This window comes from Carnobacterium alterfunditum DSM 5972, assembly GCF_000744115.1.
In the GTDB taxonomy this organism is placed as follows: domain Bacteria; phylum Bacillota; class Bacilli; order Lactobacillales; family Carnobacteriaceae; genus Carnobacterium_B; species Carnobacterium_B alterfunditum.
Map to the genome: position 1 here is coordinate 440,770 of NZ_JQLG01000004.1, position 22,196 is coordinate 462,965.

Annotated in this window: 19 protein-coding genes and 1 riboswitch; of the genes, 6 read left to right on the top strand and 13 right to left on the bottom strand. The window is 34.8% G+C overall.

The window, feature by feature from the left end; genetic code table 11:
* Positions 1-139 precede the first annotated feature (139 nt).
* Complete coding sequence (locus BR50_RS02560; RefSeq protein ID WP_034545945.1) at positions 140-1,600, bottom strand: NCS2 family permease; 1,461 nt, start codon at positions 1,598-1,600, stop codon at positions 140-142.
* A 166-nt stretch (positions 1,601-1,766) separates the two neighbouring features.
* Positions 1,767-1,867, bottom strand: a riboswitch (purine riboswitch).
* A 287-nt stretch (positions 1,868-2,154) separates the two neighbouring features.
* Between BR50_RS02560 and BR50_RS02565 the strand changes: the two genes are divergently transcribed.
* The 3 genes from BR50_RS02565 (at position 2,155) to BR50_RS02575 (ending at position 3,839) form a co-directional block, all read left to right on the top strand.
* Positions 2,155-2,382 (top strand): hypothetical protein, encoded by a 228-nt coding sequence (locus BR50_RS02565; protein WP_034545947.1) that lies wholly within the window; start codon positions 2,155-2,157, stop codon positions 2,380-2,382.
* Positions 2,383-2,579: 197 nt separating this feature from the next.
* Positions 2,580-3,503, top strand: a complete 924-nt coding sequence (locus BR50_RS02570; protein WP_051905808.1) for an IS30 family transposase — start codon at positions 2,580-2,582, stop codon at positions 3,501-3,503.
* 108 nt (positions 3,504-3,611) lie between these two features.
* Positions 3,612-3,839 (top strand): hypothetical protein, encoded by a 228-nt coding sequence (locus BR50_RS02575; RefSeq protein ID WP_034545951.1) that lies wholly within the window; start codon positions 3,612-3,614, stop codon positions 3,837-3,839.
* A 347-nt stretch (positions 3,840-4,186) separates the two neighbouring features.
* Here BR50_RS02575 and gorA read toward each other — a convergent pair whose 3' ends face one another.
* The 9 genes from gorA to BR50_RS02620 form a co-directional block, all read right to left on the bottom strand.
* Positions 4,187-5,539 carry a glutathione-disulfide reductase gene (gene gorA, locus BR50_RS02580; RefSeq protein ID WP_034545953.1) on the bottom strand — a complete coding sequence of 451 codons (1,353 nt, stop codon included), beginning with the start codon at positions 5,537-5,539 and terminating at the stop codon, positions 4,187-4,189.
* Between the two features lie 432 nt (positions 5,540-5,971).
* Positions 5,972-7,315: a uracil-xanthine permease family protein gene (locus BR50_RS02585; protein ID WP_051905715.1), complete on the bottom strand. Its 1,344-nt coding sequence runs from the start codon at positions 7,313-7,315 to the stop codon at positions 5,972-5,974.
* Between the two features lie 87 nt (positions 7,316-7,402).
* The gene (locus BR50_RS02590) at positions 7,403-8,695 is read right to left on the bottom strand and encodes a glycosyltransferase (RefSeq protein ID WP_034545955.1); all 1,293 of its coding nucleotides are present in this window, start codon (positions 8,693-8,695) and stop codon (positions 7,403-7,405) included.
* On the bottom strand, positions 8,685-10,421 hold the full coding sequence (locus BR50_RS02595; protein ID WP_170206177.1) for a glycosyltransferase family 4 protein: 1,737 nt from the start codon (positions 10,419-10,421) through the stop codon (positions 8,685-8,687). Before BR50_RS02595 ends, BR50_RS02590 begins: the two co-directional genes overlap by 11 nt.
* A gap of 566 nt (positions 10,422-10,987) precedes the next feature.
* On the bottom strand, positions 10,988-11,446 hold the full coding sequence (locus BR50_RS02600; protein ID WP_034545960.1) for a nucleoside deaminase: 459 nt from the start codon (positions 11,444-11,446) through the stop codon (positions 10,988-10,990).
* A gap of 132 nt (positions 11,447-11,578) precedes the next feature.
* Positions 11,579-12,523, bottom strand: coding sequence for a DMT family transporter (locus tag BR50_RS02605; RefSeq protein WP_034545962.1), 945 nt, complete (start codon positions 12,521-12,523; stop codon positions 11,579-11,581).
* Between the two features lie 24 nt (positions 12,524-12,547).
* Positions 12,548-13,441 (bottom strand): NTP transferase domain-containing protein, encoded by an 894-nt coding sequence (locus tag BR50_RS02610; protein WP_051905716.1) that lies wholly within the window; start codon positions 13,439-13,441, stop codon positions 12,548-12,550.
* A gap of 31 nt (positions 13,442-13,472) precedes the next feature.
* The gene (locus BR50_RS02615) at positions 13,473-14,405 is read right to left on the bottom strand and encodes a choline/ethanolamine kinase family protein (protein ID WP_051905717.1); all 933 of its coding nucleotides are present in this window, start codon (positions 14,403-14,405) and stop codon (positions 13,473-13,475) included.
* A 59-nt stretch (positions 14,406-14,464) separates the two neighbouring features.
* Positions 14,465-15,328, bottom strand: coding sequence for a LicD family protein (locus BR50_RS02620; protein WP_034545964.1), 864 nt, complete (start codon positions 15,326-15,328; stop codon positions 14,465-14,467).
* Positions 15,329-15,585: 257 nt separating this feature from the next.
* On the opposite strand from BR50_RS02620, the gene BR50_RS02625 reads away from it, so the two are divergent.
* From BR50_RS02625 to BR50_RS02635, 3 genes are all read left to right on the top strand, one after another.
* Positions 15,586-16,161: a chromate transporter gene (locus BR50_RS02625; RefSeq protein ID WP_034545966.1), complete on the top strand. Its 576-nt coding sequence runs from the start codon at positions 15,586-15,588 to the stop codon at positions 16,159-16,161.
* Positions 16,162-16,731: a chromate transporter gene (locus BR50_RS02630; protein ID WP_034545968.1), complete on the top strand. Its 570-nt coding sequence runs from the start codon at positions 16,162-16,164 to the stop codon at positions 16,729-16,731.
* Between the two features lie 130 nt (positions 16,732-16,861).
* Complete coding sequence (locus BR50_RS02635) at positions 16,862-17,569, top strand: MgtC/SapB family protein (RefSeq protein WP_034545969.1); 708 nt, start codon at positions 16,862-16,864, stop codon at positions 17,567-17,569.
* A gap of 48 nt (positions 17,570-17,617) precedes the next feature.
* On the opposite strand, the gene BR50_RS02640 is transcribed toward BR50_RS02635, so the two are convergent.
* From BR50_RS02640 to BR50_RS02650, 3 genes are read right to left on the bottom strand one after another with little or no spacing between them, the layout of a single operon-like run.
* A complete protein-coding gene (locus tag BR50_RS02640) occupies positions 17,618-20,368 on the bottom strand; it encodes a YfhO family protein (RefSeq protein WP_034545972.1) in 2,751 nt (916 codons plus the stop codon).
* Positions 20,369-20,373: 5 nt separating this feature from the next.
* Positions 20,374-20,781, bottom strand: a complete 408-nt coding sequence (locus BR50_RS02645) for a GtrA family protein (protein WP_034548902.1) — start codon at positions 20,779-20,781, stop codon at positions 20,374-20,376.
* Positions 20,765-21,784, bottom strand: coding sequence for a glycosyltransferase family 2 protein (locus BR50_RS02650; RefSeq protein WP_034545974.1), 1,020 nt, complete (start codon positions 21,782-21,784; stop codon positions 20,765-20,767). Before BR50_RS02650 ends, BR50_RS02645 begins: the two co-directional genes overlap by 17 nt.
* Positions 21,785-22,196 lie beyond the last annotated feature (412 nt).

The window sequence follows — 22,196 nt, forward strand, 5'->3', positions numbered from 1 at the left end:
AGTATTTTATACATCAGCAAAAAATCACCTTGACCAATACAGTTTTCTACTGCTTTGATCAAGATGATTTTTTTATATCTGACTGTTTATTTTATACCAAGTTCTAGAGGCAAAGCCGAATCACTTCATCATACTTCGTTTAAATGAAGGCCATGATCAAGAAATTCAAAACAAACAATCCAGTTGAGACCCATAAAACCGGGTGGATGTCTTTTGCTTTCCCTTTAGCCACTTTAACAATAACATAGAAAATGAATCCAGCAGCAATACCATATGAGATACTATAAGATAATCCCATAAAAATTGAAGCAAAAAATGCTGGAATAGCTTCTTCTAAATTATCCCAATTGATTTCTAAGAATGATGACATCATCATTACACCAACTAGTATCAATGAGGCAGAGGTTGCTTGAGTTGGTACTAGTGCTACAAGTGGTGAAAATAAGCTTGTCAATAAGAATAATACAGCTACCACTACACTTGTTAAACCTGTTCTTCCACCAGCTGCAATACCAGCTGCACTTTCAACATAAGTCGTTGTATTAGATGTTCCAAAAAGAGCTCCTGCAGAAGTTGCAATCGCATCTGCAAATAATGCTTTGTCCATTTTTGTTTTGAATCCTGTACTGTTGTCTAGTGCTAGTTCATCTTCTGCAGTAAATATTCCTGTTTTGCGACCAGTCCCAATAAAAGTTCCAATCGTATCAAATATATCAGACAAACTAAAAGCAAAAATCGTCATGATGACTAACGGTAAGCGAGCTGCATCAGTGAATAATGAAATCATTCCCTCATTACCGAAAGCAGCACCAAACGTTGTTCCTAATTCAGAAAAAGCATTTCCTAATGAATTAGCGGGGTTAGATACGACTGATACATCAACAACGCCCATTGGGATTCCAATAATTGTTGTAAGGATGATCCCAATCAAAATAGCTCCTTTAACATTTTTCACTAGTAAGATCATCGTAATGATCAAACCTATCAACGCTAATAAAGATCCGGGATTTGTAAAGTTAACTAAGGCAGGAACAATTCCTCCACCCGTTACAATACTTGAGATACCCTCAGAGTAAGAACCTGCTGCATCAAAAGGCGTATTATTAATAGTCTCGATGTTCCCAGGTTCAGAAGTAAACTGAAGAAAACCTGCATTTTTAATTCCAATATAAGCAACAAAGACACCGATTCCGGCACTAATAGCATGTTGTAGACTTTCTGGAATGGAATGAATGATCAATTTACGTACCTTTGTTACTGTAATCAGAATATTAACTATTCCACAGATAAAGACCATTGCTAGTGCTTCTTGCCATGAAAAACCTAAAGCAAAAACAACTGTATACGTAAAGAAGGCATTTAGGCCCATGCCGGGAGCTTGTGCATAGGGTACATTTGCAAATAACCCCATCACCAACGTACCAATAACAGCAGCTATTATGGTAGATAAGAAAACAGCCTGTGTAGGCATACCAGTTAGAGATAAAATTGCCGGATTAACAAAAATAATATAAGACATTGCGAAGAAAGTTGTCAGCCCTGCCATAATTTCAGTGTTTACTGTCGTTCCATTTTCTTTCAGCTTAAAAAATTTCTCCATTTTACTATTTCCCCACTTTTTTTATATTACAAAGTGAACCTAATTATTTAAGTTAATGAGTTTTAGTTTTTCTACCTAACCGCTAGTTAAAAATATAAATACAAAAATTGAAAATAAAAAATCGCAGTTATTCCAATGTGTCTAATGAATCTCTAAATAAACCAAAACGAGTTTATTTAGAACCAATAGTCTGAACATTTACGGTGTCCGGTAGAAACTTAAAGCCCATATCGCTTAATTATATTCGGTTCTAAACATTGCAAGTTAATTATAAAAGATATTTTTTTGAAAATCAACAAAAATAAGAATATTATATTAAATTAATCACTTTATAGTTCGTGTTTCCTTTCAAAAAAGCAGATATATCTAGCAATATTGAATAGTTGATCAGTATTTACTCTTATTTGTTTTTAATTATTAACCGCTCTCTTTTTAGGCGATCTTCATTTTAACTATAAAAACAAATTATCTTTCACTCCCACTAAAGACGTTTCTTTTTTTATTTTCACTTGTATACGCTACAATAGATTCAGATTGCAAAGGAGGGATCAACAATGGATTTCACACAGGTAAAAGGATACAGTGATTTAGATACAAATCAAATCAGTTGGTTAACACATGTTTACGCACAACATATGGATACATTGGATGATCCCATTAAATATGCCAAAGAAAATATTAAAGAAATCATATGGAACAATGTTCTTCAAACAATGGACATTTGTTTTGACAACGGCGAGATCGCTCATTATAGCAGCAATGGAGAATGGGCTTACGCATAACTTGCGTGAAGCTATCTTATCAATAGTGATATTGATTAAAATTTTAAAGTTTACAACAAGAGTAATTCTCGGTTGTAAACTTTTTTTATTTCGTCGATTGTAAAATTAAGCTAGACAACAAAAAAAGCCATTCGTGGTACACTCAAAATGTATTTCCGACAAAAGAAGACATAGGAGTGATCACGGATGAGCTAGTGATGATAGAATCTTATTACCACAAAAATATCTCAGTTGCCAAAATAGCCATTTATTTAAACCGAACTCGTACACCCATTTATACCGTCATCAACTTCTTAAAAGAAGGTCATACGGCCCTTGAGTATTACCAACAATACAAGGAAAATAAAAAGCGTTGCGGGCGTCACAGAATCGTTCTCCCAAAGAAACAACAGGCCTACATTAAAGATAAAGTCGCTCAAGGTTGGACTCCTGATGTCATTATTGGTCGGGCGGAAGAGCCCATTAAGTGTTCTGTTCGTACCCTTTACCGCCAATTCAAAGAAAAAATCTTTGATGAAACCACACTCCCAATGAAGGGGAAAAGAAAGCCAAATGGTCATAAAGAACGTCGAAGAAAACAAGCTTTCAAGCGGAATATCGCAGAAAGAGTGAAAGATTACCCTCAATTCACTAAAGAATTTGGCCATATAGAAGGCGACACCATTGTAGGTGTCCAGCATAAAAGTGCCATTATAACGTTAGTGGAACGTCTGTCGAAAGTCATTATTACCTTGAAATCTGATGGACGTAAGGCCAGAGACATTGAAACAGCTATGAATCATTGGTTTCAAGTCATTCCAAGAAACTTATTCCGCTCTATCACGTTTGATTGTGGAAAAGAATTTTCTAACTGGAAATCATTATGCAACCGCCACGATAGCGCCATTTATTTTGCGGATCCTGGAACACCTTCACAACGCGCTTTAAACGAAAATTCTAACGGTCTCCTCCGAAAAGATGGCTTGCCAAAAGAAATGGATTTTAATCAAGTCGACCAATCGTTTGTTTCCTCTGTTGCAGACAAGAGAAATAATATTCCAAGAAAATCATTGAAGTATCAAACGCCATTGGAAGTATTTTTGAGTTACATGAGTGAAGATATTTTGTCTAGCTTAATTTGATAAATCAGAATTTTTAAAATAAAAGATATCTGAGACACATTTTTTTATTTTAATTTTGATTGATAGTATAATTATAGAATAAGAAATAGGTGATTAGGAGGGATCGTTATGTTATCAAAATTAACTCAAGTCAAAGGCTATTCTGATTTAGATGAGGAACAATTGCAGGTTCTTAGTTTAGTTTACGCTCGTCACATGGATACATTACAGAACCCACCCGAGTATGCGGTAGATAATATTATTGAGATCAATGATAATTCTAAACAAAATTTCGTTTCGATCACTTTCAAAAACGGCAAAGTTTTCCATTATACTCCTAATGGTTCTTGGTACTGACTAATTTTATTCCCTTAAGATCTACTTTTTCCAGCATTTTTTAGAGAACGCACTCTCATTTGATGAAGCAAATCATCAAAATGAGAGTGTGTTCTCTTTGTCTTGGCTGTTTCCCCAACTTTTCCGATTATTAGAGGTCCCACTCTTCCATGAAACGACTTTTGATGAACAAGTAGAACCAAAAAAAGGACTTGCTTCTAAGTGAAACGGCTCTTCACGTAGAAGTGGATCAAAAAAAAATCCTCACTTGTTCGTCAAAGCTGGTTTGACGAACAAGTGAGGCACAAAAAAAACTCACTCTTCCGTGATGGAAAAGTAAGTTTCAAAAGTAGTCATGCCTAACCTAACTAAGTCATTGTAACGAATTCTTCAGCTCCAGTAGGATGGATAGCCACCGTGTTATCAAAATCTGCTTTAGTCGCACCCATCTTAATGGCTACAGCGAAACCTTGAAGCATTTCATCCATTCCTGTTCCCATTCCATGGAGGCCGACAACTCTTTCTTCCGGTCCACAGCAAACTAGTTTCATATAAGTCTTTTGTCTGTTTTTTGTAATTGAACTGTGCATAGCGGTAAATCTTGTCTCATATGTTTTTATTTGTATTTCACCGAACTTATCAATTGCTTGTTCTTCTGTCATACCTACTGTCCCGATTGGTGGGTGGGTAAAAACAACTGTTGGTATATTATCATAATTTAAATGCTCTAATGGTTTATGATTAAACAATCGCTCAGAAAGACGTCTTCCTGCTGCAATAGCAACTGGTGTTAGTTCAACACGGCCGGTTACATCTCCGATTGCATATATCCCTTTTGCCGTTGAATTTTGAAATTCATCCACAATAATATATCCACCATCATTAACGCTAACATCCGTCGATTCTAAATTTAAATTTTCTGTATTTGGCTTGCGACCGATTGCCCAGATAAGCGTGTCAGTTTCATGAGTTGTTCCATCTTCTAAATAAAGAGTCAGGCTGCCATCATCATTCTTTTCTACTTTTTCAGGAGTCGCATACGTATGAAGAGTAGCCCCTTCTCGTTCCATTGTTTCCAGTAATCCCTCAACTATAATCGAATCAAAATTTCTTAATGGTGCGTGCTGGCGAACAAATAAATGTGTATCAGATCCTAATCCATGCAATACACCTGCTAATTCTACTGCGATGTAACCTGCTCCTACGATTGCTGTTCGTTTTGGCAATTCTGTTAGTTCAAAAAAGCCATCCGAATCTATACCATATTCAGCTCCTGGAATAGTTGGAAATTCTGATTGTCCACCTGTCGCAATAAGAATGTGGTCTGCCGTATATTGTTTTCCATTTACTTCAACGGTTTTATTATCAATAAACTTCGCATAGCCGTTTATTAAATCAACATCATTACTAGCTAACCCATTCTCATAACTACCGTGTAATCGTTCAATAAAAGCTTCTCTATTTTCAACTAACTTGGAAAAATTCAAATTTTTCGAAGGTATATCGATCCCATAATCGGAAGCATATAAATTCATCTCATCCATCATTTGTGCTCCGTGCCACATAATTTTTTTAGGTACACATCCTACATTGACACATGTTCCACCGATAACATTGCTTTCTATTAGTGCGCCTTTAGCCCCATGCATTCCTGCACGATTGATAGAAGCTATTCCGCCACTTCCGCCACCGATAGCAATATAATCATACTTCTCGATCATTTTATCTCCTACTTTCTTTCAATGTACTTACTTAAGTATAGCTATTTGTTACCTATAAAGAAAGGAGAAGCTTTCGCAAAATTAATATATTATTATAGTTACTCAGATCTATCATTTTTAGTATTGATAGAATTACTCTAATTGTATCAACACTAAAAATTATGGAGGAATAGGGTTGCTTGTAGCCTAAAATGAAGCACTGTGGGCAAATAACGCCCAAGTGTATCATTTTTGTAAGCTGCTAAAGCAGCAACAACCATGATACACTTTTGGTTTTAGGCTTCTGACTTTCCCTTGGCTCTCCAAAAGCAAACCCATTCATTCCAGAAGATTTTTTTCAAGTATCTACACCATTTGATGTAGAACCAATTATTCCTCACGATACTTCATTTCTTCTTTAAAATTCATTTTACAAGTTAGTTGTTTAACTATTTAAACTTCAGCCTTTGTCATAGGTTCTGCAGGCATAATAATATTCAAGACCAATGCCACTAAACAAGCTATCACAATTGCCGATCCCCCAAATAAATCTGCTAAGAAATTTGGTAAACCTGCCATTGCTTCAGGAACTTGGGTCAATCCTAATCCAAATACTAAAGAAAGACCAATAATCACTTTTGAACGATCAGTTAAAGGCTCTGCCGTTAATATACCAATTCCTGTTAGAGTAATTTGAGAAAAGATGATAATAGAAGCTCCACCAATAACTGCTTGAGGTAAAGTAGAAATCATCGCTCCAAATTTAGGCACTAACCCAGCAGCTATTAAAAAGACTGATCCAACCGCTACAATATAACGACTCATCATCTTAGTAAAAGAAATCATCCCTACATTTTGACTAAAAGAGGTGTTCGGTAAAGAATTAAACATAGCTGCTAAAGCAGAAGTCACTCCATTTGCTATGATAGATCCAGATAGTTCTTTATCTGTTGGCTCTCTATCTGATCCACCCATCGTTATTGCGGTAACATCTCCAACTGTTTCTACTGCTGTAACAACAAACATAATCAACATAGGTGCGATGGCACCCCATTGAAACGTCAACGGAAAATAAAAAGGTTGAGGCAATGAAAACCAAGTTGCTTCTCTTATTGGGCCAAATTCTACCATGTTAAGTGCAACCGCCACGATATATCCTATAACAATAGCAATTAAAATCGATGATGTTTTAGCCATACCTTTACCGAATTGATTTAGAAGTAAAACTAAAAACATGACAAACAAAGAAACCAACCAATTTTTCATTGAGCCAAATGTTTCAGACCCATTCCCACCGGCCATAGCCTGAATACCTGTTGGAAGTAAGGATAAACCAATCGTCAACACGACTGTTCCCGTAACCACTTTTGGAAAAAAACGTCTCAAGGGTTGTAAAATAAATCCTAATCCGGCACAAAAGAGCCCGCCAACGAATGTAGCTCCTAATAACCCAGAGATACCGTATCCACTAGCGATTGAAATATTCGTTGGCAAAAAGCCAAAACTGCTTCCCATTACAACAGGAAGCTTAGCTCCTACTTTCCAGATTGGGTAACATTGTATTAATGTCGCTACTCCAGCCATAACCATTGCACTTTGGACTAGCACGGTCAAGTCTCTACCTGAGATCCCAACTACTTTTGCTACGATTATCGGAACAGCTATATTGCCTAAAAACATGGCGAAGATATGTTGCAACCCTAACGGAACAGCTTCTCTTAAAGGGGGAATACCATCTACATCATACTTGCTTCTATTAACGGGTTCATTTCTCTTTATCGAAGAAAGAAAGTTCATTTGATCAGCTCCTAATTTATACTTATAACACACACTTAACGTTTAGTTCAGTCAGATAGATTCAACTTTTTATTTTTTAACAGTTCTCTAATAATTGTTGACCGCAAAATCAGGCCCTCTATCTTTAGATATTTTGCTCCAATACGCTATCTCTTTATTATCTTGCTTGTTTATTTTTAAAAGAGCTGCCAACAATTTTTCTTCTGTGAACGTGTTCGGATCAAGTATTTCAGCTAACTGTCTTTTTTCACAATCATAGGCAATATTAAATTGATCGCTTGAAAAAGGTAAAATAATCATTGGTTTGCCATAATACAATGCCTCTGTAAAGGTATTGCAACCTCCGTGAAAAATAACGTTATCCATATAAGGCATTAGAGCTTTTTGTGGAATGAATTCTTCGATAATAACAAAATCAGAGCGATATTCGTTTAATTTTTCAGCGTTGCTTCCTGCTGAAACAATCAAAAGGGAATCTTGATTTGCTTTGTTTGAGCCTATTATAAGCTTTTCAAGTACATCTACTCGATTAGATAAGAATGTTCCTAGAGTTATTAATATTATATTCTTTTTACCTTTTATTTTGTTTAACCACTCTTCATCTAATGACTCTTCTTCAAAACAATTACCCATAAAGATTTTATTGGGCAATTGCTCAGCATCTTCAATAGAATCAAAATCAAAATAATTATAAAGGATCGCTCTATCTGAAACTAAACTAAAAGCATTTTCTATTTGTTTGCGATTGCTCGAACTTTCTTCTATCATCGTATTAAAAATTGTTGTAAATTCATTTTGCGTTTTTTTCGAAACTTGTTTTAATTCTTCTAACTGTTTTTGATCCACAGGTATTGCAGAAGGCCAATTTTTAGGAACACCATAATGCTCATTCCTCATTGGGATCGTTCGTGGATGAGGTGGGCAAAACGTTACAAAAGGAAGGTCTAAAGAATACAATCCTAAAGTGACACCATAGGATAAAATATCCACCACATATAAATCTATTTCTAAAGAGTCAGCTATTTTTTTGATTTTCAAAATGAGTTCTTCTGGTTTATAAAGCATATCTTTTTCTCTGTGCTTAGACTGTGTAATGAGCGTTTCGATAGCTCCTTTTCTTGTTGATTCAAAAAAATCATCTAATCTGTCTTTTTCTGAATCAGGATGGTTCGTGATCTCAGCTTTGCCAACATTTTTATTTTTACTGATATCTATCTCGTAGAAAGATAAATTTGCTTGTTCGACTTGAACTCTAAACTCACTGCTGCATCCAAACGTCACATCTTTTCCAAGTTTTTTAAAACTCTTCGCAAGAACTAATAGTGGAGTAAAATGAGAATAAAACGGAGGACTTATAAAAAATATATGGTTAGTATTCATTCACTTTTCCCCTTTCTAAAGATAAATAAAACAATAAAAACTCTTTAGCTATTTCTTCCATAGAAAAACGGTCTTTAACTGTTTTTTCTCCAGCATCTTGTATCCTCTCAAAAGCTATCGGATTATTTGTAAATCGCTGGATAATTATTTCTGTTTCTTCAGAAATGGTCTGCCAATTGGATGTATCAATTAAAAACCCATTGATATCATTTTCCAAATAACTTTTTACGCCTCCTCTTTCAGGTCCCAATACTAAGAACTTCTGTGATAAGGCTTCTAAAATAGCTATTCCAAATTCTTCTTTTTTGCTTGAACAAAGATAAATTTGCGGATAGTTTTCTTGATGCTCCATAATTTTCTTTTCAATCATTCTTATTTTTTCATTTGACAAAGCACCCATATGATGGAATTTATCTTTTAGATGCGGGTGTTCAGTGAGGTATTCTTCAAAAGAATGAATCATTTTCATTTCGTCAGTACTAGGATTTTCTAAATCTCCACCAATCAACAATAAATTATACACATCCGAAATACTCGAATTCCCCCATGCTTTTAACAACTCATCTTGAGATTTTAGTTGCTCTAATCTACCTACATTTAAAATGATTGGTCTGTCAAAGAATTCTTTTTTTAAATTAATTCCCTTTAATTCTTTGTAGCTATTTAATTTCTCATCAGTATTTTCTGGATTTCCACCTGCTTTTATTCCTTCACTGATCATCCACAATGCATCTTTTTTATCTTCTTTGAGTAATTGTGGAAAATAGGATTCTAGTTCTTTTCCTACCGTATGATCACCTATTCCAACTATTTGATCACTTTCAGAAATTAATTCGTCGCCTATCTTTATTTTATTCAGTTTTTGAAAATATTCATTCGCATCAAAAGCTTTTAACGTCCCATCATTATTGGTCATATTACGATGTGGATCCGGTGTTAAGGTAAAAACTAGCCTCTTACCTAATTGCTTACTTAAAAGTGCTACTGCTCTAGACGCATTATCTAAATAGCGAACATGAAAAATATCTGGTTCAATCTCTAATTTTATTAGGAACCTATCGATAGCTCTTTTAATAAATTGTTCCTTTTTTAAAAAAGGATCTTTATTTGTTGCATCTATATAAATAGGAGCTCTCAGAAATAAATGGTTATCAGAGTAAAAATTCATAAGTGATTGATTATGTGACCATTCATTTGTGATCGTTAATGTCACAACTAACGAAACTTCTTTTGACTTAGACAACTCATTTCCTAACGTCTTCAAAAATACTGCCATTCCACCATTGTTGCCTTTTCCACTGTTTTCAAAATCGCCATAAAACATTGATTGTAAAATCGTCAACCCATTATGCTGAATAGGCTGTTCCTTATTGAGAATTGCCATATAGTCAGTAAATAATTTTTTATTCGCTTGAAAAGGAAGCAAATTTTCAATATTTTCATAGTTTAGATTTTCTAATGAATAAAGTTCCACCAATAAATCTATCAGCTGTATCTTAATATTAATTGGATAATCTTCTTTCAGCCACTCGTATATCGCTTGTTCGAATCCCTCTACTTTAAAATGATAAAGATAGTCTATCACTATCGAGAAAACATCCAACTGCTTTATATGGTATTTTAATACGTTTTCCAGCGTTTCTTTAGTCAATACATCTCTATCGCATTCAATGCAACTATCTACTAAGGCGTAAACGACTGATTCGTCTGTTTTTTCTTTAGACAAAAGCTCGATCACTACTTTATCGAAACCTTCTTTAGTAAGAAGGAGATGGTTGTCCATAATTAAATTTACTATATACCGATCTAGGTAGTCATTTTGGCCTAAATAAGCAAGACCTTTAACAATTTCGCTTTCTTTTATCTCTTTTTTTGTAGCGAGTTGCATGATCTCTTTAAACTGATTTAAAATTGTTTCTGAATTTAACGTCCCAACAAGATTCTCTTCTTGATATTTTTTTAAAAAAAATAAAGGGAATGAAGGATCCTGTTCTTTCTCAAAATAATTATTCCTCAATTCAATAAACTTATTCATGGTTTACCACCTTTCTAAAAGAAATCGTATTCATCTTAATTCATTTAAATCCTTATAATTTTCGATTTCATATTTCAAAAATGCTGTTTTGAAACAAACTGGTAGACAATATTATAACATAGTAAGAGTTAAAGAACCGTCTTTATTTATCCAGCTAGTGTCTGCTCAACTACCCTAATGAATCTAACAAAAAAACTTAGGAAACGACAATAAATGAATATTGCAATCCCTTAAGTTTTTGAAATCTGTTGCATTTCTTATTTGGTATTTTTTTCTGCCCATATCTCCATTGGATTTTCTTGTCCTGGTTCTAACGGCATTTGCTTCATGGAAAGTTTGCGTTCTGCTTTGTTTTTTTTAAAATCTTCATAAATAACTTTAGAAGCACCTAATCCAATTTCTGCTGCTGCTTCAACTGATTCACAATAGTAGCCTTGTTTTATTCCAGATAAGTACATAACAGATAAGCACATCGGACATGGTTCGCCACTGGCATACATGGTGTAATCCGATAGGTCAAGGGTCTTAAGCTCTTCTTGTGCTTTACGTATCGCCAACATTTCTGCGTGTCCACTACTATCATATATGTGGTGCAATTCATTGACTCCTTCAGAAATTATTTCTCCGTTTTTAACAAGTACTGCTCCAAAAGGTGTCCCGCCATCGCGAACATTTTCTACCGCAAGTTTAACTGCTCTATCCATAAATTTATCCATTCCTTCATTCCTTTCTTTTTTTGATTGATTGATTAATTGAATAATCTAATTCATTTATAACGCATATAACTTTAGCGATTTTCCTTCGATTATACAAAGAATCTGCACCCATTTGCAACTACTACTATCTGTTTAGATAATAGCTTTTTTCTTAAACTTAACTATTTCTTCCAAATCAGTTGCTGCAGTAACTGATCCACCTACAATGATCAATGCAAAAATAATACTTCTTAGAGATACTTCTTCATTCAAGATGATTGCTCCAAAAACAATTGACCAGGCAGAATACGTTATATTCAAAGCCATTGCTTTAGAAGCACCAATTTTATTAATGGCTTTATAATAGAATAGATACGAGGTAGTTCCAAATAATGCAGCCAACAAAATAATGGCCGCTGTTTTTGTTGATAGTATAGATAAGGTGAATGACCAACCTCCGATAACTGGTATAATAATTGCTCCATAAAAGATTGCCGATGTCAGCTGTCTTATCTGAAGAGCTAATCTATCACTAATTTCTTGCGTCTTTAATCCATAAGCGATGATAACAGCTTCCGACGACCATCCAATAACACACATAAGTGCGAACAAGAATCCTAAAAGCATATTCGTTGATTCGTTGCCACCTGGTGAATAGCCTAAAGCAATAACACCCAAAATACTAGCGGTTAATCCAGCTATCTGATAACCTCTCATTTTTTCTTTTAGAAAGATATAAGATAAGAGTGCACCAACTCCTGGAAACAAAGCCGAAATGATTGCTGTGTATGCTGCTCCGATATAACTTATCGATAGAACATAACCCGTCATCCCGATTGGACCACCCATTAAAGCTGCCAGAACAATTACTTTTCCACTTCTAGTTTTTAGAGCAGCTAGTATTTTTTTTGATTCCTTTTTGATACCCATATAGCACAACATCCATAGTGACGAGCAAAAATCGTGGATAAATGTGCTGATGAACGGAGCTAACAAAATCGCTTGTTCAGTTGATAAAAATGGTGACATAACTAAGGCAATCCCCAATATAACTGTGTCTAACCCCCAAAAAAAACCTGCTAATAAACCATATGTCATAGGTCATTCTCCTAAACAATTTTATCAAGATCTGTATATTAATAATTCTTTTGTTTCATAGAAATAGGAATAAGCAGTATCTTTTATAAAACAATCAAAACCGATCGTTTCGCCATCCTCTCTTATTGGAGAGAGACGTGTGATATCACTTTCTTTACAATTCAACTGCTCGCAAATAGACTTTAAAATTATTGAGCCTGTAGAATAAATGTAATGAGGATCAAATGTTCTCAACTCATCTAATGTGTCAAATTCAAATATGATTTCCTCAGAATATTCGCGAATATATAGATCTAACTCGTTAATATGATCTAAATAAATGCTTTCCCATAAAAGATTCTTTGTTTCAGGATTTTCATAGACATCTTCTAAAATCTTTACAAATTTCTTTGAAAAATCACGAGAAAAAAATACATGTCCTAACATGATCCACTTATCTTTTCCGCCTATTTTCAAATCCGTTATTAGACCAGTTTCATCGGTTTCGATACACCATTCATTCGTTTTTCCTTCTTCATAAACAGATGAATAATAGGCTTTATTGACATAGGTCTCAAAAACATTTTGAGTAAAGTAGTTATCTGCTGAACAGATATAGGTATTTCCAAGTTTTTCTCTTACAGCGTAGATCGTTGAATGATTGTTACGGCTAGCATAATCAGGGTTTTCAACTAACTTCACCTGAAATTCATCAATTAGATAATAAAATAGTTCTTTTTTATACCCAACAACAATCGTGATATCATCGATTCCAGCTTCTTTTAATTGAAGAATCTGTCGTTCTATCAAAACTTGGCCTTTAACTTTTATTAAAGACTTTGGATATTCGTAAGAAATTGGTGCGAATCGAGAAGAAAGTCCTGCAGCCATAATGACCGCATTCTCGACTTTAAGTGGTGTTTCTTCTTTTACTTTCATTTCATTTATCCCTTCATTTTTCTAACTCACATTATTTTAATTTAGCATTTGCCTTTGGTAAAAATTCATTTACAACAATGGCGTAATAATCTTTAGCAAATTCATATTGTTTTAAAGCATATTCCCCAAAATCTACTCCTAATGCACTCTTATACTCACACCAGTTACTCCAAAGCAATCCGCCTACTGCCATATAACTATAAATTTTCATTCTTGTTTCAGTTGTACAGTTGCCAGAAAAATAACGATCAATTAAAAAATCAGTTTGTTCTCTGCTGTATAGTGAATAAATAGCAAACATAGCTACATCGAAGTGTGGATCTTGCATAGCAGCGTATTCCCAATCAATGACGAATACCTCATCCTCTACAAATAAAAAATTATCTGAAACAGAATCTATATGAGCTAAGACAAGTTCTTTAGACAATTGATCGATTAGTTTCTCCAAAGACATAACTCGTTCTTTCACTTTGACGTAGTCTTCAAACATCGATGGTTCGCCCTTCCATAAACTTTCGTAAAATTTGATTTCTTTAAAAGGATCAAAAAAATGAGAAACTTTTAAGTCGCTGTTGTGAAATTCTCTTAATTTATCCATACAACGTTCTACATCCTGTTTATCAAAAGGATCGCTCACTCTTGCTGTTTCCCAGAACTCCGTTATTTTGATACCGCTATCATTCGAGATATAAATAATGTTGTCGCTTATCTTTTTTCCTTTTAACACTCCATACACATTGTATTCATTTGATCGATTGATTAGTTTATCCGTACCTGCACCTGGAACTCGAATAATATAGCTCTTATCTTTGACTTCAAATTTAAACGAATCATTTGTCATCCCTTTTTTTAGGTACGTAATATTCTTTATTTCTTCAGGTTCAATAGCCATTACTTTAGTAATAACTGACACAACTTCTGATTTTAAAACTTTCTCCTTTAATGCTCCATCTTGATTTCCCATAGTTTGCTTCCCTTCTTGTTGTGCAATTCTTGTTGTGCAATAAATCTCGCACAACATTTTTATTCTTTTGTATTGAAATTGATTTCAATAATCCCGTGATGGGGCTCTTGTTCCTTTAAAGACGGCATTTCCATATAATTGCCATAATTTTTTGTTAAAATTTCATCGTATGCTCGCGGTATAGGAAATTTGTGTCCCTCGAAATCCCAATCAATTGAATCATAAAAAAACTCTTTTTTTATGACAAATGAATCATACATCCGTTTGCCCGTTGAAATACTTAATTCCCCTACATATTTTTCATCTTTATGGTTAAATGCACGGACAAGTTTTGTAATAAGACGATCCATTTTATTTTTAGGAATAGCTTTTAATAAATAATATGTAGCTTTTTTAGTTAATCTTAAACCTTTCTTCTCTTCACTATCATTCACCCTCATAACTCTACAATAATTCATTATTTTTAATTGATCTATCGCAATTCTTTGAGCTCTGCCTTTTAATGTCTGAGGCCTTACATGATCATAGGGAAATACATCTATAAAAATCCCTTGGTGCATATCCACATCTTGAACGAGATCTTCAATATAGCGTGTATTATTCTTTTTGATTTTTGAATACTGTGATTGGAAATTTTTATCTGTATGGTAATTTTGTAAGAAATAGCTTTCATTTAAATCTTTTTTACTGGCTTCTAAAAATCGATCGTACTCTTCTCTTAACATGCAAACATCAATATCGTCGTCCCAAGGAATAAAGCCGTTATGTCTGATTGCTCCAATTAATGTTCCTGAGAATAGCTGGTACTGGATTTTATTTTTTTTGCATAATCGATCAAACTCTAATAGGATTTCTAACTGCACGTTTTGCGCCTCTTTAATGCTGACATTTAGCCCGGGGAATTTGAGTTCATTTTTTTGCATTAATATACCGCCTTAATCGTTGATTTTAATTTTTATAGTTTTTTATTGTTTTAGAGTAAAGCTATTTAGGTGATTCAATCTAGAGGTTGTTTCTTATTATTCATTATTCTCAATTTTTTTGCAAATTAAAGTTCATTTTTTTATCTAAGAGTAAAAAGACAAAAAAAATTTTTCGGTTTTTTTCGATTTGCAAATTATTCTTCATTTCAGATTGGATAAGGTATAATGGGGTTGTATGATTTTTTAGGAGGGATTTATTGAAAAAAGATGCAACCTTTTATTGGACCTTATTTTTATCCACTTTTACCTTGAGTACCTTTACTTTTGGTGGAGGGTACGTGATCGTTCCACTAATGCAAAAACGTTTTGTAAATGAATTGAAATGGATCGACGAAGAGGAAATGCTTGATTTAGTTGCCATTGCTCAATCAGCTCCAGGCCCTATTGCTGTTAACGCTTCTATTATCATAGGGTATCGGATGGCTGGCATTCGCGGAGCTCTTTTATCTGTACTCGGCACTTCTTTACCTCCATTGATCATTATCACCATTGTTTCCTATTTTTATTTGGCTTTTCGCGATAATCCAATTGTGAATGCTGTATTATTTGGTATGCAGGCTGGTGTCGCTGCTGTTATTGCAAATGTTGTCATCACTATGGTGAGTGGCATAACAAAAGACAAGAAGATTTTACCAATTGTCGTTATGGTGCTTTCTTTCTTAGCAGCCGCTTTTACTTCGATCAACATTGTCGTCATTTTGTTTATTTGTGGAGCAATAGGGGCTTATACGACCTATAAAGAATCACAAAAAACCAAAGGAGGACTAAAATAAATGATTTATTTGCAATTATTTTGGAGTTTTTTTCAAGTAGGTGCTCTAAGTTTTGGTGGTGGTTATGCCGCGTTGCCTTTGATCCAAGAGCAAGTGATCGAGAAGAACGACTGGTTGACGAACACCGAATACATTGACGTTTTAACGATCTCACAGATGACACCTGGTCCAATTGCTTTGAACGCTTCTACTTTTGTCGGCACAAAAGTAGCTGGAATACCTGGATCGATTTTTGCTACCTTGGGGTGTATCACACCTTCTGTTATTATCGTTTTAGTGCTAGCCGTTTTTTATTATAAATACAAAGGGCTTTCTTTAGTACAAGGAGTTATTAAAGGCTTACGCCCTGCCGTTGTTGCTTTAATTGCTTCTGCTGGATTGTCAATTTTATTGACTGCTTTATTTAATAAAGATACTCTTCCAATTGAATGGGCTAAATTAGATTTAGTTTCTTTGGTTTTGTTTATTGTTGGTTTGGTTTTGCTGCGAAAAACAAAGATCAATCCTATCTATGTCATGCTTGCTGCTGGACTAGCTCGTCTGATTATTTACGGAGTCGCAACACTCTGATTTACCTATTTGATTTTTAGCTACAGACTCGATTCATTCAGAAATGAATGAGTTGTGGATCCTTTTGTTTCCTTCATACTAAATAGAACAATCTCATTTTGCATTGTTCTTCCAGAAAGCAGGTAGTTATATGTTTGAATTGGAATACGGTGAAATTATGCTCCGCTTAGTAATGGCTGTTGTCTTCGGGAGTATTATCGGATATGAACGAGAAATAAGAGGTCACGATGCTGGCTTGCGGACGCATATATTGGTGTGTGTCGGTGCCTGTATCATCACTTTAGTCCAATTACAGGTAACCTATAATACGATTGAAATGGCCCTAAATGAGCCAAGTTTAAATCAAGTTTTAAATACAGATATGACACGGATGCCGGCTCAAATTATTAGTGGAATTGGTTTTTTAGGAGCAGGTACGATCATTGTAACCAGAAAGAGTGTTGTAGGATTGACTACGGCTGCTTCTATTTGGACAATTGCCGGTTTAGGCATAGCCGTCGGAATGGGAAGTTATTTTTTAGCACTTATGAGCAGTTTGATTATTTTACTTATTCTACGTGTCATCAAAAAAATATTTCGGGTCCAAACTTCAAAAAGAATTGAGATTTATTATATCAATCGCGAAGAGACCAAAAAGTTTTTGACCAATTACTTTGCCAACATGAATATCAATATATTAGGCTTAGATTACAGTGTAAATACAAAGAGTGCCGAAAAAAACAGTTACATCAACTTGTATACGATCAGCTTGCCAGATACGAAATCTATTGCTTCTGTAGTAGAAGACCTCTCAGAATTTGAATACATCCATCGAGTTCATACTTTAAGAGAAAACTAAAAAGAACAAAAGTGAAAAATACTCACTTTTGTTCTTTTTTCAGCTTTTTTAGTGCTTGTTCCAAAATACGTGGTTTACTGCTAATGCTATTGTTCCTACTAAAGAAAGCCAAGCCCCTACGATCAAAAATGGTGGTTGGTACGTAAACGTGACTGCTGAAGTTCCAGATTCTAACGGAAGTCCAATAAACCCTTCATTAACAAGAATCGTTTCAACCTTTTTACCATTCACTTCTGCTTTCCAACCCTCAGTATAGGGAATCGTTGTGGATAAGATAGAAGATTCGGTCATTGTCACTGAGCCGCTAACCATTTTATTCGTAAATTGTTCTATATTTAATTGATTGGCTCTTTTTTCTGCAACTCTAGCTGAATAACCTGCATCTTTCGGAACGACAAATACCGTAATGTCTTCCAATGCGTATTCTCCTGCTTCAGAAAATTGAAGCGAAATCGTTTTTTCTTTGCTATTTTCATCTTGATACCCCATATTAAACAACATTTCTGAACGTTTGATATAAGAACTAAAACTTAAAACGTCTGATTGGCGAATCGCTTTTTTTCGTTCGCCTAATGCTACCTTAGCAGTAAAACTAGTCGGTGTTCTTGTCAAAGGATCACTTGTACTTGGCGTAAAATCTAATCCTTCTAAATAAACATAGACTTCAGTATTTTGTAGAGCGGTTGGGTCATCTACTATTAGTTCAACTTTCCCGTTACTCTCTTTTATTATTATTTTCTCTTCTTCAACACTAGCTTTAATTGGATCATTTGAGACCAATTGATAGTCTTCACTTTTGACCTCTAATGGCTGATCAAATAATGTTAAGTCGGTCGTATCTCCTTCTTCTGACTCTACAATAACTCCATACGATAAGAACTGCTCTTTCTCAATGGGGTTCAGTTGTCTAAACGATTCATAGGTTAAATAAGTCGTATTGGCATAGGCAAAAGGAAAGTAATTTTTTGTTTCAGCTACAATAAAAGAGGAACTCTTATCAGAAAGGTCTTCTGCTACTTCATACCCGTATGGAAGATAGGCTTCATTTTCTTTTTCTGTAAGAATGTAACGAACGCCTAAAAAATTATTGGCGATTTGGCGATCGTCAAAACCATTCCTTAAGGGCTGAATAAGTTGAAATTGCCCTGTTTCTAATTGTTGGGCAAAATTTGAAATAAATCCATTTGAAACCGATAAATATGAATTCAATCCCATTTCTTCTAGGATGATCATCTGGTTTTTCACATGATTATCCTTACTCGTGACTCCAATGCGAGAGATATCTTGATTTTGTGGCAGTTCTTGCTCTAGCCCATCAAAGGTTGATAAGTAATTTTCATCTACCGTTCCGTAGTCTAGCGATAATTCTATCTTGTTTTGTCCCCATGGATAATAGTAATCCATAGCACTAAAACCTAAATCAACCATAATAACCACTAATAAAAAGGCCGAATAGAGCCACTTAGAACGCCTTGTTAACGGCTTCCTAGTTTGTTGTCTATTTGCTGAAAATAGCAACAGCCACATCATTCCTGCAAAAATCAAGGGAGCAACATAAGCTGTTTTAAAACCGACAACTTGCATGATCAGAACAATTGCTCCGCTGTATACTAGGAGCACCGCTCCCATTGCTGAATATTCTTTTTTCTTTAATTTGAAGCGACTATTGAAAAGCATCGCAGCTCCCAATGAAATAAATAAAGGAATAGCAAAGGTCCATCGGTTATATGGACCAGCGAAGCCATTCATTATGGAGCCAAATGCCGGCAATAGCAATATTACGGCAAATAAAGCTAGGCTTCCAGAAATAAAGCCGAATTCTTTACGCTTCATCCACAGCATCGGCAGCAATAATAAAGCAAAGGAAGAAAAGCCAAATACTGTCCATAAATACCGTTCAGAAACGAATACATTTAAAATTAATGACCAATAGTATTTAGTAGGATAAATCAGCAATCCGCTTGCAAATTCTCCTGGCTCTCTTGAAGATTGTAAGAATCCCCCTACGATTGGGACGAATAATACACTTGAGAGCACTAATCCTATCAGATAAGAATAAATGGATGTCCAGACATACGTCAGAAAATGTCTGATGGTCTTTTTGCCATAAAGCTGAAAATACCGTATAACAGCATAGATAAAAATCAATACACTCAACATATAAAAAAAATAAAAATTGCTGCACGCACTGAGAAAAATGGCGACTATGAATACTGTATTTGATTTATTGTGGAGAATCTTTTCGATCCCAATACACAACAACGGGAAAAACAGCATTGGCATAAGAAAAAAAGGATGCCGAGTGACATTTAAAATGACATAGAAAGTAAAGGTATACATCATTGAACCAACTAAAGCACCTGAACTGCCAACCTGCATCTCGCGACAATAAAACAAAAAGGCCATACCTATAAAATAAAGACGCAGCAGTATCAAAACATGAAAAGCAAGTTCAGTCATACTTGTAGGAAATAGCAAACCAAGATAAACAAACGGATCACCGATCACATAATACCCGTAAGCACTTAGTACGTCTGCACCCATTCCATTTGTCCAGTCCCAAAATGGTAACCCAACTGAGGGGTCTGCGAAGTAGTCTTTTATTAAAGCGAGATAATCTTTGAAAATTAAATAGTGCTGTGAAAAACCGTCTCCTTGCCAAATAAACGATTTTTGCATCACTACAAAGTAACTGTAGATCCCGACGATCATGATCAAGAACAACCCAGTAAAGAGAGCAAAAGTCCGTTTAGTGATTTTCTTTTCTTCAAATAGGTTCTCGCCAAGGTCTTTTAACAACTGATTCACTCTCCTTGTTTAAAAATAAAGAATTTACTGAACGCATAATTCAATACCACAACAATAAATTGTGTGATGATTTTTGCCCAGTTCGCATCCAGATCCAATCCATCAACTAGCAGCCACATACTTCCCATATCAAAAACAGCTGACAATAAACGAAAAGAGACAAACAAACTAAATTCTTTCAGCCACAATTGAAAAGTCGGCGTGGCTGATTTGAACACATATTTTTTATTGGTAAAAAAAGCAAATAAAATTGAAACAATAATGGTGATGGCATTTGCAAACAAATAATGCACTCCAAGAATAGAATCAAATAAATAGAAAACAACAATATTTACAACGGTTGTCAGACCTCCGAAAACCAAATAACCAATTACTTCGTCGTATTTACTAATGAGCTTTTTTATCTTTGTCATCTCTTACATCCATCGCTTTCTTTGCTTCTTTTAGTTTGTCGGGGACTGCTTCATCCTCTTCAGTTTCTCCTTCTGAATATTCTTGAATAAAGTAAACTGGTCGTTCCTTCGTTTCGATAAAAACACGACCCAAATACTCACCAATAATTCCAAGTGAAATGAGTTGGATACCGCCTAAAAATAAAATACCAGCAATTAAAGAAGGATATCCGTCCACATTTGCCCCAAATAAAGCTGTGCGAATAATTTCAACAGCTAAATAGATAAAGGAAAGTATTGAGATACTGGTTCCGATAATTGACCAGATCCTTAAAGGGATCGTGCTGTAGGAGGTGATCCCATTCAATGCTAAATTCATCAAATCTGAGATGTTCCATTTTGTTTCTCCACCAGCTCTAGCTTCTGCTATATAAGAAATTTCTTTCTTTTTAAATCCTATCCAACCATACATTCCTTTCGTGTAACGCTCATGCTCTCTAAGCTTAGTCAACGCTTGAATACATTTTTTATCTAACAATCTAAAGTCGCCTGCTTGAGGATAAACTTTTACTTTCGCAACCTTTTGCAGTACTCGGTAATACATAGTAGATGTCCATTTTTTTAACCATGTTTCCCCTTCGCGTTCTTTTCGAACGGCATAAACATCGTCATAGCCTTTTTCCCACCATTGGATCATTTCAGCAAACATCTCTGGTGGTTGCTGAAGATCAGCATCGATAGTGATTAGAGCATCGCCATTAGCGTAATCAAATCCTGCTAACATAGCTGGTTCTTTTCCAAAATTACGGGATAGATCTACATATTGCACACGTGGATCATTTTGTTTAAAAGCTTTTATCTGCTCAAGTGTTCTATCGGTACTTCCATCATTAACAAATAGAAATTCAAATTGATACTGAGGTAAACCTCCACAAACGCTGTCTAATTTTTCATACATTTTGTCAATTACTGCTTCTTCATTATATGCGGGAATCAATATCGTAATCGTCTTCATTTTATCTTACCTTCCATTTCGTACATCGAACTCACTATCCTACGAGTCCGTCTCTCAACTAGTATATCCTACCGAAAAAACGACGTCTATTTTTGTTACTTCTAAATGAGAAAATTCTCTTAAATAGCCAAAAGTATGCGATTTCATTACATAGATTACAAAACCGGAACAGAAAGCTGATTCCACATAACAGATATCAGGGTGTTCCACGATTGTTGAGTAAATGAGGGTGCTAAGGAGTAGTCTGATTTCCATTACATAATCGGATCCTCAAAAGATAATTACTCCTTCTTATAAAATGATTACTTTTATCCCTTTATAACATCTATAAAGTCCTTAAAATATCTTTTTCTTTCTACCCTTAAGAAACAGATAGTGTTAAACTCTTATTAAGTAAACTTCTAAAGGAGAT